The 15,913-nt window shown below is 72.0% G+C and carries 15 protein-coding genes; 6 read left to right on the plus strand and 9 right to left on the minus strand.

Annotated features, from left to right (window positions below):
* The first annotated feature begins 83 nt into the window (after window positions 1-83).
* Window positions 84-1,136 (plus strand): hypothetical protein, encoded by a 1,053-nt coding sequence (locus J7I98_RS05395; protein ID WP_214919322.1) that lies wholly within the window; start codon window positions 84-86, stop codon window positions 1,134-1,136.
* A gap of 51 nt (window positions 1,137-1,187) precedes the next feature.
* On the opposite strand, the gene J7I98_RS05400 is transcribed toward J7I98_RS05395, so the two are convergent.
* The 4 genes from J7I98_RS05400 to J7I98_RS05415 are packed head-to-tail and all read right to left on the minus strand — an operon-like array spanning window position 1,188 to window position 5,171.
* On the minus strand, window positions 1,188-2,162 hold the full coding sequence (locus J7I98_RS05400) for an ABC transporter substrate-binding protein (protein WP_214919334.1): 975 nt from the start codon (window positions 2,160-2,162) through the stop codon (window positions 1,188-1,190).
* Entirely contained in the window at window positions 2,159-3,064 is a 906-nt protein-coding gene (locus tag J7I98_RS05405) for an ABC transporter ATP-binding protein (protein WP_214919336.1), read from the minus strand. Before J7I98_RS05405 ends, J7I98_RS05400 begins: the two co-directional genes overlap by 4 nt.
* Window positions 3,061-4,149 carry an iron chelate uptake ABC transporter family permease subunit gene (locus tag J7I98_RS05410; RefSeq protein ID WP_214919337.1) on the minus strand — a complete coding sequence of 363 codons (1,089 nt, stop codon included), beginning with the start codon at window positions 4,147-4,149 and terminating at the stop codon, window positions 3,061-3,063. The genes J7I98_RS05405 and J7I98_RS05410 overlap by 4 nt, the downstream gene beginning before the upstream one ends.
* A complete protein-coding gene (locus J7I98_RS05415) occupies window positions 4,146-5,171 on the minus strand; it encodes an iron ABC transporter permease (RefSeq protein ID WP_214919676.1) in 1,026 nt (341 codons plus the stop codon). Before J7I98_RS05415 ends, J7I98_RS05410 begins: the two co-directional genes overlap by 4 nt.
* 112 nt (window positions 5,172-5,283) lie before the next feature.
* On the opposite strand from J7I98_RS05415, the gene J7I98_RS05420 reads away from it, so the two are divergent.
* Window positions 5,284-5,907: an HAD family hydrolase gene (locus J7I98_RS05420; protein WP_214919339.1), complete on the plus strand. Its 624-nt coding sequence runs from the start codon at window positions 5,284-5,286 to the stop codon at window positions 5,905-5,907.
* Here the strand turns inward: J7I98_RS05420 and J7I98_RS05425 are convergent.
* Entirely contained in the window at window positions 5,886-6,134 is a 249-nt protein-coding gene (locus J7I98_RS05425; protein ID WP_214919341.1) for a hypothetical protein, read from the minus strand. The two genes, J7I98_RS05420 and J7I98_RS05425, sit on opposite strands and share 22 nt — an antisense overlap.
* 161 nt (window positions 6,135-6,295) lie before the next feature.
* Between J7I98_RS05425 and J7I98_RS42180 the strand changes: the two genes are divergently transcribed.
* Window positions 6,296-6,679, plus strand: a complete 384-nt coding sequence (locus J7I98_RS42180) for a cold-shock protein (protein WP_214919354.1) — start codon at window positions 6,296-6,298, stop codon at window positions 6,677-6,679.
* Between the two features lie 44 nt (window positions 6,680-6,723).
* Here the strand turns inward: J7I98_RS42180 and J7I98_RS05435 are convergent, their stop codons facing one another.
* Genes J7I98_RS05435 through J7I98_RS05450 form a run of 4 tightly spaced genes read right to left on the minus strand, consistent with a single transcriptional unit; the run spans window position 6,724 to window position 10,145 of the window.
* Complete coding sequence (locus J7I98_RS05435; RefSeq protein WP_214919356.1) at window positions 6,724-7,587, minus strand: 1,4-dihydroxy-6-naphthoate synthase; 864 nt, start codon at window positions 7,585-7,587, stop codon at window positions 6,724-6,726.
* A 1-nt stretch (window position 7,588) separates the two neighbouring features.
* Complete coding sequence (locus J7I98_RS05440) at window positions 7,589-8,224, minus strand: futalosine hydrolase (RefSeq protein WP_214919358.1); 636 nt, start codon at window positions 8,222-8,224, stop codon at window positions 7,589-7,591.
* 28 nt (window positions 8,225-8,252) lie between these two features.
* Entirely contained in the window at window positions 8,253-8,750 is a 498-nt protein-coding gene (locus J7I98_RS05445; protein ID WP_214919365.1) for a DUF2771 domain-containing protein, read from the minus strand.
* Between the two features lie 27 nt (window positions 8,751-8,777).
* Complete coding sequence (locus J7I98_RS05450) at window positions 8,778-10,145, minus strand: MFS transporter (protein WP_308377678.1); 1,368 nt, start codon at window positions 10,143-10,145, stop codon at window positions 8,778-8,780.
* A gap of 475 nt (window positions 10,146-10,620) precedes the next feature.
* On the opposite strand from J7I98_RS05450, the gene J7I98_RS05455 reads away from it, so the two are divergent.
* The 3 genes from J7I98_RS05455 (at window position 10,621) to J7I98_RS05465 (ending at window position 15,857) form a co-directional block, all read left to right on the plus strand.
* Entirely contained in the window at window positions 10,621-11,547 is a 927-nt protein-coding gene (locus tag J7I98_RS05455) for a DUF3027 domain-containing protein (RefSeq protein ID WP_214919366.1), read from the plus strand.
* Window positions 11,548-11,803: 256 nt separating this feature from the next.
* On the plus strand, window positions 11,804-14,917 hold the full coding sequence (locus J7I98_RS05460) for a sacsin N-terminal ATP-binding-like domain-containing protein (protein WP_214919368.1): 3,114 nt from the start codon (window positions 11,804-11,806) through the stop codon (window positions 14,915-14,917).
* A 106-nt stretch (window positions 14,918-15,023) separates the two neighbouring features.
* Window positions 15,024-15,857: a DUF5707 domain-containing protein gene (locus J7I98_RS05465; RefSeq protein ID WP_214919376.1), complete on the plus strand. Its 834-nt coding sequence runs from the start codon at window positions 15,024-15,026 to the stop codon at window positions 15,855-15,857.
* Window positions 15,858-15,913 lie beyond the last annotated feature (56 nt).

The following is a 15,913-nucleotide window of genomic DNA, read 5'->3' on the forward strand; positions in this document are numbered from 1 at the left end:
GTAGCCGGTGTGGCGCTACCGTCGGTGCAGGCAGTCGCAGGGCGGCCGCAGGGCAGCCGGAGGGCGAGGGGACGGACCGTCGAGTGGGGATCGAGAGCGATCAGCTCGTCTACGACTATCTGAGCCGGGTCGGAGACCTGGCTCAGCAGCACCAGCTGCCCTCGGCGGCCCGGATGCGGCTGGTGTCGGCGCTGCGCGAGGAGATCGACCGTCAGCGCGCGAAGCCGGGCCCGGACAGCCCGGCCGCTGTACGCCGCATCCTGGGCAGGATCGGTTCTCCGGCCGAGCTGGTGCAGGCGGCGTCGGGCGGGTCGCTGCCGGGGCTTGCGGAGCGGGCGGGGCGGTCGGCCGTACTGCCGGGGCAGCGCGACAAGTCGGCGGAGCCGAAGGGGCGTTCGCTCCGGATTCCGCGCCCGCGCACCCGCGACAAGGCCTTCGAGTCGCCCCGCGAGCCCGTCGCCGAGTCCTCCCACGCCGCGTCCCCGCCGCACCTCGCGGGCACGGACGAACTCGGCCCGCAGGGCAGCGAACCCGACTGGTGGCGCGTGGAGCCGGGGCCTTTCGGCATGGGCGCGACAGTGCCCGGTTTCGTCGGCGGGGTCGAGATCCCCGAAATACTGAAGCCCCCGCCGTCCACGGAGCCCACCAAGGCGGAGGCGGAGACAGCGGAGGCGGAGGCGGAGGCGGAAGCCGAGGCGGTCGAGAAGGCGGCCGACGACGCCCCGCGCCGGTGGCGTCCGAGGCTCCGGCGCCGTACGGCCACAGAAACCGAGCCGGAACCGGCGCCGACTGCCGCATCACGCCCGCCCCCCAACCTCGTCCTGCTGCTCGCCGCCGCGCTGCTCGTCGGCGGCGCCGTATTCCGCAACTGGCTCGCGCTGGGCGGCGGCTGGCTCCTTGCGTACGCCTCCCAGCGCATCAGCCGCGCCCAGGCGAAGTGGGCGGTGCTCGGCCTGCCGGGGCTGGTCGCGACGGGCGGCGTCGTCTGGCTGTGGGGCCGGACGGACGGGCGCTGGGGAGAGCCGATAGCGCAGGGCGCGATGGGCGAGGCGGTCTCGGGCATGTGGCCCGAGGTCGTACAGGCGGCGGCCGTCGCCTCCGCGCTGTACCTGGTGTGGCGGGCGCGGAGGCGCTGACAGCCGTCCGATTCCGTCAGCTGTCAGCCGTCTGCCTCTTGCTGCTTCCTGCTACTTCTTGGTCAGGAAGCCCTGCATCTCGTCCAGGATCTTGTCTGCGGCGGTGTAGCCGATGCCCTGGATCCACAGCTCGTCGTCGACCGTGAAGACCTTGCCGTTCTTGACGGCGGACATGTTCTTCCACAGGCCGCTGCCGGTGGTCTGCGTCTCCTTGGCCTTCTTCGGGTCGCCGTACGTCGACTGGAAGATGACGTCCGTGTCCGCGAGGTCGATCTTCTCGGGGCTCAGGTCGTACGAGAATCCGTCCTTGGCCTTCTTGCTGATGGCCGGGCGGCCCACGCCCACGTCGGCGAGGAGGGTGGCGATGTAGCTCTGGTCGCCGTACAGCCGGATGTCGGAGCCCTCCATGAAGCGGATGACGTTGACCTCGGTCTCCTTGGCCTTCGCCGGACCGCCGACCGCGTCGGTGACCTTCTTGGCGTGCGCCTGGTAGTCGGCGACGACCTTCTCGGCCTCGGCCTTCTTGCCGAGGGCGTCGGCGTGCGTCCGGAAGTTCTCCTTCCAGGGGTAGCCGGTGGTCTCCGTCATCACGGTCGGAGCGATCTTCTTCAGCTCGGCGTACTTGTCGCCGTGCCGGATCTTGCTGGTGAGGATCACGTCGGGCCGGAGGGCGGCGATGGCTTCCATGTTGGGGTTCATCATCTCGCCGACGTCCTTGATGCCCGCGACCTTGTCCTTGGGCAGGTAGCTCAGGAAGCCCGAGGAAGCCTCGACGTGGGTGGACCCGACCGGCTTCACGCCGAGGGTGATCGCGGAGTCCAGCTCGGCGGTGTCGAGTACGACGACACGCTTGGGGTGCTCCGCGACCTTCACGTCCCCCATGGCGGTCTTGACGGTACGGGTCTTGCCCCCCTTGGCGCCGTCGTCGGACGAGGACGACGAACCGCAGGCGGAGAGCGCGAGGGCGGCGGCCACGGCGAGCGAGCCGACGGCGAGGCCACGGCGGCGGAGGGTACCGGTCGTCATGAGGTGGGTGCCTTTCGCAGGGGTTGGGCGCTGGGAGAATCGCCGTCCTCGGCGGGGACGGCGTCGGCAGGTTCGCCGGAGTCGGTCACGTCGGCCGCGCCGGATTCGGCCGACGCCGGGCGCCACGGCATACCCGGAATCACCAGAGGCGAACCGGTCACGGGGTCCGGGATCACTGTCGAAGCGAGGCCGAAGACCTCCCGTACGAGCTCCGCCGTGACGATGTCCTTCGGGTGGCCCTCAGCGACTGTGCGGCCGTCCTTCATCGCGACGAGGTGGTCGGCGTACCGGGCCGCCTGGTTGAGGTCGTGGAGGACGGCGACGACGGTGCGACCGCGGTCATGGTTGAGCCGGCGCACCAGGTCCAGCACCTCCACCTGGTGGGAGATGTCGAGGTACGTCGTCGGCTCGTCCAGCAGCAGCAGATCCGTCTCCTGCGCGAGCGCCATCGCGATCCATACGCGCTGCCGCTGCCCGCCGGACAGCGCGTCGACCGGCCGCTCGGCGAGCGCGGTGACGTCCGTACGTTCCATGGCGTCGGTCACGGCGCGCTCGTCCTCGTCCGACCACTGCTGCCACCAGTGCTGGTGCGGCTGGCGGCCGCGCGCGACGAGGTCGGCGACGGTGATCGCCTCGGGCGCGACGGGGGTCTGCGGCAGCAGTCCGATCGACTGCGCGATCTTCTTGGTCGGGGTCTTCGCGAGCTCGGCGCCGTCGAGCAGTACGGCGCCGCTCTTCGGCTTGAGCAGCCGCCCCAGCGCACGCAGGGTGGTGGACTTTCCGCACGCGTTCGGCCCGACGATGACGGTCACCTGCCCGTCGGGCACGGCCAGTTCGAGCTCGTGCACGACCGTATGGTCCTCGTAGGCGAGCGTCAGCTCGCGAGCGGTGAGCCTGCTCACGCCTTGCCTCCAGTACGGCCCTTGACGATGAGCCAGATCAGGTACGGGGCGCCGACCGCCGCCGTCAGGACGCCCACCGGCAGTTCGGTGGGCGAGAGGAGCTTGCGGGCCAGCAGATCCGCCAGCACCACGATCACCGCGCCCATCAGCGCCGAACACAGCAGCGGGATCTGCGCGGTACGGGTCATGCGGCGGGCGATCTGCGGTGCGAGCAGCGCCACGAAGTCGACGGGCCCGGCCGTCCCCGTCGCGACGGACGCGAGCACGACCCCGGTGAGGACGAGCCCGAGCCGCACCCGCCCCAGCCGTACGCCCAGCGCGGTCGCGGTGTCGTCGTCCATCGACACGGCGCGCTGGGCGCGGGCGGCCCACAGCACGGCGGGCAGCAGGACCAGCAGCACAAGACCGAGGGGCCCGGCCTCGTCCCAGCCCCGCCCGTTGAGCGAGCCGGTCATCCAGATCTGGGCCTGCTGGGCTACGAGGTAGTCGCCCTTGGTCAGGAACAGATGCGTAATGGACCGCAGAGCGATCGCGAACCCGATCCCGATGAGCACGAAGCGCGTGGCGTGCAGCCCGCCCCGCCAGGCGAAGGCGTACACGAGGGCGGCGGCCAGGATCCCGCCCGCGACGGACAGGTACGGCAGCACGGTGTACGACGTGACGCCGAAGGTCATCGCCCCGACGGTGAGCGCGCCCGCGCCGTGGCTGATGCCGATGATGTCGGGGCTGGCCAGCGGATTGCGCGCGACGGTCTGGATGAGCGCCCCGGCCACACCGAACGCGGCGCCGACGAGCAGCCCGACGACCATGCGGGGCAGCCGCAGCGTCCCCACAACCAGTTCGTCGGCCGACGGCTGCCCGAGGACGACCTTGACCACCTCGGCGGGCGCCACGTTGCTCTCGCCGACGGAGAGGTACGCGACACAGACCGACGCCAGTACGAGACCGAGCACCCCGGCAACGACAGCGGCCCGCCGGTGCAGCAGGAACCGCCCCCGCCCGACCCGCAGAACCGTGTACCCGGCAGGCCGGATTCCGGCCCGCACCGGAGCGGGCCCGACGACAACAGCGCTGCTCGTGCTCACGCCGGTACCGCCTTTCGTCGTACCAGGGCGACCAGGAACGGCACGCCGATCAGCGCCGTCATCACGCCCGCCGGAACCTCGCTCGGCGGGAAGATCACCCGGCCCACCACGTCCGAGACCAGCAGCATCACCGGCCCGATCAGCGCCGCCATCGGCAGCACCCACCGGTGATCGCTGCCCACGACCGCCCGGGCGATGTGGGGCACCGCGAGGCCCACGAAGGCGATCGGGCCCGCCGCCGCGACCCCCGCGCCGGTCAGGATCGTCGCGCCCACGCCGCCCACGATCCGTACCGTCGCGACGTTCTGGCCGAGCCCCTTCGCCACGTCCTCGCCGAGCGCCAGCGCATCGAGGCCGCGCGCCACCGACAGCACCAGCACCAGCCCCACCGCCAGGAACGGCCAGATCTGCCCCACGACTTCGGCATCGCGCCCGGCCACCGACCCGACCTGCCAGAAGCGGAACTCGTCGAGCGCCGCCGCCTTCGTCGTCAGGATCGCCATCGTCACGGAGGCGAGCAGTGCGTTGATCGCGGCGCCGCCCAGCGCGAGTTTGACCGGCGTGGCGCCGCCCCGCCCGCTCGCTGCGATCGCGTACACCGCGACCGACGCGACCGCCGCGCCTGCGAACGCGAACCACACGTACCCGGTCAGCGAGTGGATCCCGGCGAACGCGATCGCGAGGACGACCCCGACCGACGCGCCCTGGCTGATCCCGAGGATCCCCGGGTCGGCGATCGGATTGCGGGTGATGCCCTGCAGCACGGCTCCGGCGAGCGCCAGCGCGACGCCGACCATCAGGCCGATGAGCGTGCGCGGCACCCGCATGGTGCGTACGACCTCGGCGGCGTCACTGTGGCCGCCGTGGAGGAGTACGTCGAAGACTTCCGAGGGCGCGATGGACCGGGCACCGACCGCGAGGCTCAGCAGGACGGAGAGCAGGAGAGCCGCGACGGCCGCCGTCGTCCAGCCGATGCGGCGGGTCACCAGGGTGCGTCTGGGGTGGCTGGCGGCGGCTCGCATCTGACCCAATCGGGAAGTTGGTAAGGCTTGGCTAAGTGTACGGGTGGGGTGTTGGGGCGGGCCGGGGCCGGAGGCGCTCGTCGGCATACTGCGCATCGGCACAATGGCCGTCATGGCTACGTACCCGCTGACGGTCGGTTTCGACCTGGACATGACGCTGATCGACTCCAGGCCCGGCATCAGGGCCGCGTATCAGGCGCTTTCCGCCGAGACCGGGACATACATCGACGCCGACCTGGCGGTCACCCGGCTCGGCCCGCCCCTGGAGCTGGAGTTGGCGCACTGGTTCCCCGCCGCCCATATCCAGGAGATGGGCGACCGCTACCGCGCGATCTACCCGGAGTACGCCATCACGCCGTCCCCCGCCATGACGGGCGCGCGCGAAGCCGTCGCGGCGGTACGGGCGGTCGGCGGCCGGGCCGTCGTCGTCACCGCGAAGCACGAGCGGAACGCCAAGCTCCACCTCGCGCACCTCGGCATCGAGCCGGACGCGGTCATCGGCCGGCTCTGGGCGGAGGCCAAGGCGGAGGCTCTGCGCGAGCACGGCGCGTCGGTGTACGTCGGCGACCACACCGGGGACGTCCGCGGGGCGCGGGCGGCGGACGCGTTTTCCGTCGCCGTACCCACCGGTCCCTGCGGCGCGGACGCACTGCGCGAGGCCGGCGCGGACGTGGTCCTGGCCGACCTCACCGCGTTCCCGGCCTGGCTGAACGCCTACTGCGCGGAACGCGCCTGACGCCGCTGCGCGGCGATCGACCGGAGAACCCCGGCGGCGGCGATCACGAAGCCGGCGCCCATCAGCATGCACACGGCGTACGCGACTGAGGGGAACGGCTCGGTACCGAGGAACAGCGGGGCGACCGTGACCAGTGTGGCCACCGCGCCGACGAAGAAGACGACGGCACCGACGCGAACCAGTCGGTCCCCGGCCCCGGCCTGGGTTGATTGGGTTTCAGTACTCACCCGGCCAGGGTAGTTCCCTGCCCGGAGGAACCACCCGGTGCCGTCTTGTCACCAGCCCCTGGACCATTAGCCTTGGTGGTGGCGGGTCCTACGACCCGCTGCAGTGCTATCCAGAGCCGTTTTCCACTTCAACAACGACGAGTACGAGGACGAGGACAGACGTGCCTACCGGCAAGGTCAAGTGGTTCAACAGCGAGAAGGGCTTCGGCTTTCTCTCCCGCGACGACGGCGGCGACGTCTTCGTTCACTCGTCGGTGCTCCCTGCCGGAGTCGACGCCCTGAAGCCCGGCCAGCGTGTCGAGTTCGGCGTCGTAGCAGGTCAACGCGGTGACCAGGCGCTGACGGTGACGATCCTCGACCCGACCCCGTCGGTGGCGGCCGCGCAGCGGCGCAAACCGGACGAACTGGCCTCGATCGTGCAGGACCTGACTACGTTGCTGGAGAGCATTACGCCGGTGCTGGAGCGCGGGCGTTACCCGGACAAGGCGGCGGGCAAGAAGATCGCGGGCCTGCTGCGTGCGGTGGCGGACCAACTGGACGTGTAGGTGGGACTTTCCCGTAACTGGGCTGAGCCCCAGTTACGGGGAAATCACGCGAACGTCAGCGCATCCGGGCCCAACGCCGGAACCAGGCCCTCCGCCGCCGCTCGCGTGAGCAACCCCCGTACCGCCGCGTATCCGTCCACACCCAGATCCGCCGTGAACTCATTCACGTACAGCCCAATGTGCTGATCCGCCACCGCCGGATTCATCTCCTGCGCGTGCTCCAGCACGTACGGCCGCGACGTCTGCGGGTCGTCCCACGCCATCAGCACCGACGTCCGCGCCGCCGCCGCGATTTCGTGCAGCCGCTCCGTGCCCAGCGAGCGCTTGGCGATGATCGCGCCCAGCGGGATCGGCAGGCCGGTCGTCAGTTCCCAGTGCTCGCCCATGTCGGCGAGGCAGTGCAGCCCGTAATCCTGATAGGTGAAGCGCGCCTCGTGGATGACGAGCCCCGCGTCGACCTTGCCGTCGCGCACCGCCGGCATGATCTCGTGGAACGGCATGACGACGACCTCGCCGACCCCGCCCGGCAGAACATCCGCGGTCCACAGCCGGAACAGCAGATACGCCGTCGAGCGTTCGCTCGGCACGGCGACGGTCTTCCCCGTCAGATCGATACCGGCCTCCCGCGTCAAGCTGTGCTTATTCACAAGCACCAGTGGGCCGCAGCCACGCCCCAGCGCCCCGCCGCAGGGCAGCAGCGCGTACTCCTCAAGGACCCACGGCAGCACGGCGTACGACACCTTGAGCACGTCGAATTCCCCGCGCTCCGCCATCCCGTTGGTGATGTCGATGTCCGCGAACGTCACATCGAGCTCGGGCGCGCCCGGCACCCGGCCGTGCGCCCACGCGTCGAAGACGAAGGTGTCGTTCGGGCAAGGCGAATAGGCGATCCGCAACCTGTCAGTCATGTCATTCCCAACCTTCGAGTACGGGCGCGAGCTTCCCGAATGCCGCGCTGAGCGCATCCAGTGCCTCGCCGATGCGCCAGGCCGCCCGGTCGCGGGGCCCCACCGCGTTGGACACGGCGCGGATCTCCAGCACCGGCACGCCGTGCAGCGCGGCCGCCTCGGCGACGCCGAAGCCCTCCATCGCCTCGGCGGCGGCCTGCGGATGGCGGGCGCGCAGTTCGTCGGCCCGGGCGGCGGAACCGGTCACGGTGGAGACGGTCAGCACGGTGCCGGTCACCGCGCCGGTGGCGTCCGCGACGGCCCGTACGAGAGCGGCGGGCGGCCGGTGCTCCACGGTGCCGAAGCCGAGGGCGGTCACCGGGACGTAGCCGTCGGGCGTCTCGGCGCCCAGATCGGCGGCGACGATCGCGTCGGCGACGACCACGGACTCGGGCGGGGCGACGAGCCGGAACCCGCCGCCGATCCCGGCCGAGATCACCAGGCCGTACGGGCGAGTGGCCAGCGCGGTCGCGGCTCCTGCGGCGGCGGCCGCAGGGCCCACTCCGGCAGCGATGACATCGGCCGCGAAACCGGGGCCGAACGCGCGCGTGACCGCGTCCCGCTCGGCGGGTACCGCGGTCACGACGAGAACACGCATCAGGTGTTCCTCCTGGTCAGGAGGGTGGTCAGGAGGTCTTCTCCAGCTTGAAGTGCCAGATGCCGGTGAGCTTCTTGCCCTTGGTCTCGACGATGCTGACCTGCGCCTCGTCGGGGCTCGGCGTGCCCGGCACCTGCTGTTGCTGGGCGGCGAAGAAGGCGCTGCCCGGGATGGAGCGGTACGACTTCTTGTACGGCTCCTGCTCGGCCTGCTGGCCGTTGATGAAGAGCGTCCAGCCCTCGTCGGCGATCTCGGGGTCGACGCCGAAGCGGACCTTGTCGTCCATGGAGACCTTGATGGTCTTTTCGGCCTTCTTGTTCAGGCAGCCCTGGAGCAGGGATTCCTTGATCGCGGAGCCGTCGTTGTAGCACGAGGCCTCGGTGTGCACCGAGTCCTTGCCGACCGTCACGGTCGCGAGCGGCGTCGGCTTGTCGCCGCAGGCGGACAGGACGAGGAGCCCGGCCGACACGGCGCCGATGACAGCGGTGGTGCGGCGGGCCTTACCAGAGAGGAGCGCAACGGTCATGGGGCGAAGGCTATCGCCCGACGCACCTCACGCCACGCGGGGGTGCGGCGTGCCGCGCCGGGCAGCGTGCAGGAGGCCCCGTACGGACAGCGCCGCGCCCGTCGCGAGAAGGCCCGCGGCGACGGCCATGCCGAGCGAGCCGTTGAGCGGCAGAGCGATTCCGATGGCTCCGCCCGCCACCCACGCCATTTGGAGCAGCGTCTCCGACCTGGCGAACGCGGACGTCCGTACCTGCTCGGGCACGTCCCGCTGGATCAGCGCGTCCAGGGACAGCTTGGCCAGCGCCTGGGCCAGGCCGGCGGTCGCGCCGAGCACCGCCACCATCAGCCCGCCGAAGAGCACCGCCGCGCCGATGGCCACGCACAGCGTCAGCCCCAGCACCGTCGCGATGATCTTCTCGGGGCCGCGGGACTTGAGCCACGCCCCCACGGCCGTACCGAGGGCGTTGCCCACCCCCGCCGCAACGGCGACGATCCCCAGCGACACGGCGGCGCTCTGCCCGCCGAGCGGGTCCTCGCGCAGCAGGAACGCCAGGAAGAAGATCAGGAAGCCGGACAGGCAGCGCAGCGCCGCATTGGCCTGGAGGCCGTGCAGTACGGAAGGCCCGACGGTCCGCAGGCCGGGCTTGCGGTGCTGCAGGTGGCCGTGCTCCAGACCGTGCTCCAGCAGCATGGCCTTCCGCTCGCCCTTCGCGGAGTCGACCTTGTGCGGCAGCGTGAACGCCAGGAACCCGCCGACGGTGAACAGCGCGGACGCCCCGTACAGCGGCCACTGAGGCCCGATCGCCTGCAGCCCAGCCCCTACCGGAGCGGCCAGGCCCGTCGCCAGCAGACCGGCCAGCGTCACCCGCGAGTTCGCCTTTACGAGGGAGAAATTGGGCGGGAGGAGCCGTGGGACGACGGCGCTGCGTACGACTCCGTACGCCTTCGACGACACCAGTACGCCCAGCGCCGCCGGATACAGCTCCAGATCGCCCGTCGCCACCGCGCCGGACATCGCGACCGCCAGCATCGCGCGGGCCAGCATCGCGCCCGCCATGGCCGCCCGGCGGCCGTGCGGGATGCGGTCGAACAGCGGGCCGATCACCGGGGCGAGGAGGGTGAAGGGGGCCATGGTGACCGCGAGATAGAGCGCTACGCGGCCGCGTGCCTCGTCCGTGGGGACGGAGAAGAAGACCGTGGAGGCGAGCGCGACGGTGATCATCATGTCGCCGGCGCCGTTCACGGCGTGCAGCTCGATCAGCTTGCCGAGACCGGACTCGCCCGCTCCGTGGGCGTGGGTGGCGCGGCGGATGCCCTTGGCCGTACCGGTGAACGGCATGTGCAGGGCGCGGCCGACCGCACGGCCCGCTCTGCGGAGTGGACCGGATCCGTCGGACGGCTTTTCGGCAACCACGTCGTCATAGTGCCCCACGCCCCCCGGAAGCGAACCGGAAACGGGGCCCGGCGGGGCCGGTCGGCGAGTCGTTTTTCCGTACGTCCGGCGTTCGTCCTCTTCGCCGGGGCATTCCGGTCGCTCTCGATCTTTCAGCGCACTTTCCGCCCGCTTTCCCTGCTTTACGGGGCCTCACGCGGGCTTGCGCGCCCCTTCCTCACGTCCGAAGTCCGGCAAAGGAGGCGTGCAGGTGGGCCCGGGGCGGCAGAGGGGGTAGCGTGCGTAGCGCGCCACCGGCGGTTGTCCTCGGCCGCGCGCCTCTCCGTCATCCCGCAGAATGGGTGACAGAAAGTGCGCCCGAGACCGAGACAGGTCGGGCGCGGACGTCGACGCGGCCCTCCGGTCCGCTCCGCCCGCAGCTCGCACCTCGTATCTCGTACTCGTACGGGCATCCGTTGGCGCACCCGTGAGACGGCGTAGGAGAGAAGCGAGACCTGTGAGTGCTGCGACGACGCGAAGCCGAACCCCTGACCGCCTGTGCGCCGAGGCGGTAGACCTTGCCCGCGAGGCGGCCGAGGAGGCCGCCTTCCCCGGGGTGGTCGGCGAGCATGTCTCCCTCTTTGCGGAGGGTGACCGGGTCGTCACACACCTTTTCGAGTGCAAGGAACCCGGTTACCGGGGCTGGCGCTGGGCGGTGACGGTCGCCCGCGCGTCGCGGGCCAAGCTGGTCACCGTCGACGAGACGGTTCTGCTGCCGGGACCCGATTCGCTGCTGGCGCCCGAATGGGTGCCGTGGAGCGAGCGGTTGCGCCCCGGCGACATGGGGCCGGGCGACCTCCTCCCCACCGAGGCGGACGATCTGCGCCTGGAGCCCGGCTACACGGGCGAGGACGCCCCGCCGCCGGACTCCGCGGTCTCGGAGGAGATGGCCGACCTCGTCGAGGCGGAGGACGCGGAAGTCACGGACGGCCCGCCGGCCGCGCTGCCGCTGGTGCCATCGCGCGGCTCGATCGCGGCGGTCGCCGAAGAGCTGGGGATGCGGCGTGCGCGGGTCCTGTCGCGGTACGGGCTGCACATCGCGGCCGACCGCTGGGACGAGTCGTACGGCGCGAAGACCCCCATGGCGCAGGCTGCGCCCGCCACATGCGTCACGTGCGCCTTCCTGGTGCCGTTGGCGGGGTCGCTGCGGCAGGCGTTCGGTGTGTGCGCCAACGAATTCTCGCCCGCGGACGGGCATGTGGTGTCCCTGGCGTACGGCTGCGGGGGCCACTCCGAGGCCGCGGTCATGCCGAAGCCGCTGCGGCCGGCGCCGCCGGTGCTGGATTCGATGGGGACGGACGCGTTTCCGCTGCGTCCGGATCCGGAAGGCGGCTCGGTGCCGACGACGACGGACGAGCCGACGGAGGAACTCGGCCACTCCTGAGACGGTGGCCTGACGGCCTCTGGGCGGTGCGGTGCAGGTTGCCTGCGGCGCTCTCCCCTCCCCGCCCGTCGCCCAGCGGAGCTGCCCGATCAGGGCGTTTTTTGTCGGGGTGGGGCGCTTGCGTGGCTGAAATCGGGCAGGGGCTGGGAGAGGGAAGTCGCGAGTCGCGGACGTCCGGTCCGGCCTGGCGTCGAGCATCCATCGGCGCGCGGTACGTTCGGGCCGCACATCGTGACAGAGCAGAGCGGAGACAAGCGTGAGCGTCAGGGCGACCGACGAGGCCGATCCGTTCGGGACAGCGCGGCTGCGGCGTGGGGTGCTCGACGCGTGGACCGCGAGCTCCGCCCGCTTCCGTGAGGACGCCAACGCCGAGGAGGACCTCGCCCTCGGCGGCTACCGCGACCGCCTCGTCGTGGAGCTGGCGCAGAACGCCGCCGACGCCGCCGCCCGCGCCGGCGTGACCGGCCGGCTCCGGCTCACCCTGCACGCGGCCACCGCCGACGCCCCCGCCGTCCTCGCCGCGGCCAACACCGGCGCCCCCCTCGACGCCGCCGGCGTCGAATCGCTCAGCACCCTGCGCGCCTCCGCCAAGCGCGAGGACACGGACAGCGCGGTCGGCCGCTTCGGCGTCGGGTTCGCCGCCGTGCTGGCGGTCAGCGACGAGCCCGCCGTCCTCGGCCTGCACGGCGGCGTCCGCTGGTCCCTGGCCGAAGCCCGGGGCCTGGCGGAGCACGCCGCCCAGGTCGCGCAGAGCGGCGGGCTCGCCGACGAGCTGCGCCGCCGCGACGGGCACGTACCCCTGCTCCGGCTGCCGCTGCCCGCCGAGGGCACCGCGCCCAACGGGTACGACACCGTCGTCGTCCTCCCGCTGCGCGACGGCGGCGCCGTCGACCTCGTCCAGCACCTCCTCGACGGCATCGACGACGCCCTGCTGCTGACCCTGCCGGGCCTGACCGAGGTCGTCGTCGAAACGCCCGACGCCGCACGGATCTTGACCCGGACCGTGCACGAGGACTACGTGCACATCGACGACACCGCCCGCGGCACCACCCGCTGGCGCACCGTCACCCACACGGGCAACCTCAAGCCCGCACTCCTCGCCGACCGCCCCGTCGAGGAGCGCCTGCGCCCCCACTGGGCGGTCACCTGGGCCGTCCCCGTGGACACGGAAGGCGCACCGCAGCAGCCCCGCACGGCTCCCGTCGTGCACGCGCCCACGCCGACCGACGAACCCCTCGGCGTACCCGCCCTGTTGATCGCGTCGCTGCCGCTGGACACCACCCGCCGCCACCCGGCGCCGGGCCCGCTGACCGATTTCCTCGTGCAGCGCGCGGCCGATGCGTACGCCGAACTGCTCGGCGACTGGGAGCCCGTTTCCACCGCCACCGTCGACCTCGTCCCCGGCCCGCTCGGCAAGAGCGAGCTGGACGGGGCGCTGCGCCGCGCGATCACCGACCGGCTGCCGCGCGTCGCGTTCCTCGCCCCCGCCGCGCCGTCCGAGGAGCTCACCGCCCTGCGCCCGTTCGAGGCGGAGGTCGTGGAGGGCGCGGGCGCCGACACGGTGCGCGTCATGGCCGAGGTTCTGCCGACGCTGCTGCCCGCAGGGCTGGAGCGCCGCGCCGAGCTGCGCACCCTCGGCGTGGGCCGGCTGCCGCTGGGCGACGCCATCGAGCGCCTCGCGGGCGCCGAGCGCGACCCCGCCTGGTGGCACCGGCTCTACGAGTCGCTGGCCGGCGTGGACCCGGACCGCCTGTCAGGGCTGCCCGTGCCGCTCGCCAGTGGCCGTACGGCAATCGGCCCCCGGCAGGTGCTGCTGCCGCTCGCGGAGGACGGCGGCGACCCGGCCCAGCTCGCCCGCCTCGGCCTGAAGGTGGCCCACCCCGACGCCGCCCACCCCCTCCTCGAAAAGCTCGGCGCGCTGCCCGCCACCCCGCGCGCCGTGCTGACCACCCCGCAGGTGCGGCTCGCGGTCGCCGCCTCGATGGACGACGGCGGGATGTGGGACGAGGACGCGCCGGACGCCGAGGAGCTGGCGGAAACGGTTCTGGCGCTCGTGCGGGACGCCGAGCTCTCGCCGGGCGACGAGCCCTGGCTGGGCGCGCTCGCCCTCCCCGACGAGGACGGCGAGCTCTCGCCCGCCGGTGAACTCGTCCTGCCCCACAGCCCGTTCGCGCACATCATGCGCCAGGACGAGCTCGCGCTGTGCGACGCGGATCTGGCCGCCCGCTGGGGCGAGCAGCCGCTCACCGCCTGCGGTGTCCTGGCCAACTTCGCGCTCGTACGGACGACGGACGTCGTACTCGACCCCGACGAACTGGAGCCGCGCGAGGGCGACTTCGCCGAGCCCGACGACGTCGGCCTGCTGGACGCCGTGGACGTGTGGTGCGAGGACATCCTCGACCAGCTGCCGGAAACGCCCGTGCCGCCGGTCGCCACCGAGATCGTCGCCGTACGCGACCTGGACCTGGTCGACGACGACGCCTGGCCGCAGGCCCTCGCGCTGCTCGCCCAGCCGCCGCTGCGGGACGCGCTGACCCAGCCCGTGCGCGTGCTGCTGCCGGACGGCACGACGCAGTCCGTACGCCCGTACACCGCATGGTGGCTGCGCGACCACCCCGTCCTCGACGGGCGCCGCCCCGCGGGCCTCAGGTCGGCGGGCGGCGATCCGCTGCTCGACGGGCTGTACGCGTCCGTGGACGCGACCGGATTCGAGGACGAGCAGGTCCTGCGGGCCCTGGGCGTACGGACCTCAGTGGCCGCACTCCTCGACGAGCCGGGCGGCGCGGCCGAGCTCCTGGGCCGCCTCGCGGACCCCGGCCGCACGGTCAGCGCACGTCAACTGCACGGCTTGTACGGCGCTTTGGCGTTCCTCGACCCCGACCAGGTGACCCTCCCCGACGAGCTGCGCGCGGTCGTGGACGGCGAGGTACGGGTCGTCGACGCCTCGGACGCGGTGATCGCCGACGCCCCCGACCTGCTGCCGCTCACGGCGGGCCTGCCGCTGCTGCCGGTGGCCCCCTCCAGGGCCGGCTTCCTTGCGGAGCTCTTCCAGGTGCGCCGCCTGAGCGAGTCGGCCGAGGCGGCGGTGACGTCGGAGGGCGTGGAGCGGGAGGTTCCGGAAGCGGTACGCGTCCTGCTCGGCGCCGAAACCCCCGACACGTACATCGAACACGAAGAGCTCCTCGCGGGCGGCGTCGAACTCGACTGGCGCCGCACCCCCGACGGCGTGGTCCACGCGGCCACCCTGGAGGGTGTGGCGGCGGGTCTTGCCTGGTCGGCGGGCCAGTGGCCGCGCCGCTTCGAGGTGGCGGCGCTGATCGAAGGCCCGTCGCGGACGGAAGAATTGGCACGGGACCGCTGGTTCGACTGATTTCTTGTTTACGAAATCTCTGCAGTCTCCTTACACTTCGTTCGACACTCAAAGATCCCGCCGGGGGAAACGCGGCGGGCTCGCATTCATGTGGGGACGTACATACATGCGCATTCGTGCCACTGTGGCTGCCGTTTCGGGCGCCCTGGCTCTGTCCGCTCTCGCCGTCCCGGCCGCTCAGGCCGACGAGCGCCCGGACTTCCGCAGCTCGCCCTTCGTGGCAGCCGCGCAGCAGGACGAGGTTGTCGGGGACACCCAGATCACGAAGGTCGTCGTCAACGGCGGCAAGGGCATCGTGGTCGGCACCACCGCCGCGAAGACGTTCACGATCGCCGTCACGGCCACCGACCCGTCCGGCATCGCGGGCAGTGACCAGTTCCTCTGGCACGGCACCTCCTTCAACGAGACCGGGATCGACGGCGCGCTCACCCCGGAGCAGGAAGACGCGGACTGCGTCAAGGTCAACGCCACGACCTCCACCTGCACCGTGAGCGTGACGGTCGACCCCCAGATCGACCTCTACAAGAACGCCCTGGCCGGCACCTGGAAGGTGTGGGCGCTCACCCGCGCCAATGACGGTGACTACGTGTCCAAGGAAGTGGCCGGCACCGGTCTCGTCCAGCGCGCCTCGAAGCTGACGGCCAACGCGTCCCCCGAGCCGGTCGTGAAGGGCAAGCCCGTCACGATCACGGGCAAGCTGTCCCGCGCCAACTGGGAGACGTCCACCTACGCGGGCTACACCGCCCAGCCGGTGAAGCTTCAGTTCCGCAAGGCCGGCACCACCACGTACAGCACCCTCAAGACGGTGAACACGAACAGCACCGGCAACCTGTCGACCACCTCCACCGCCGTCTCGGACGGCTACTGGCGCTGGAGCTTCGCGGGTACGTCCACCACCCCCGCGGTCTCCGCGGCCGGTGACTACCTCGACGTGCGCTAAGCACTGACACAGGCACTGAGCCCCCGTCCGCGGGGGCAGCGCGGCGGCCGCCCGGA

It is taken from the genome of Streptomyces sp. ISL-98 (assembly GCF_018614055.1).
GTDB lineage: Bacteria > Actinomycetota > Actinomycetes > Streptomycetales > Streptomycetaceae > Streptomyces > Streptomyces spiramyceticus.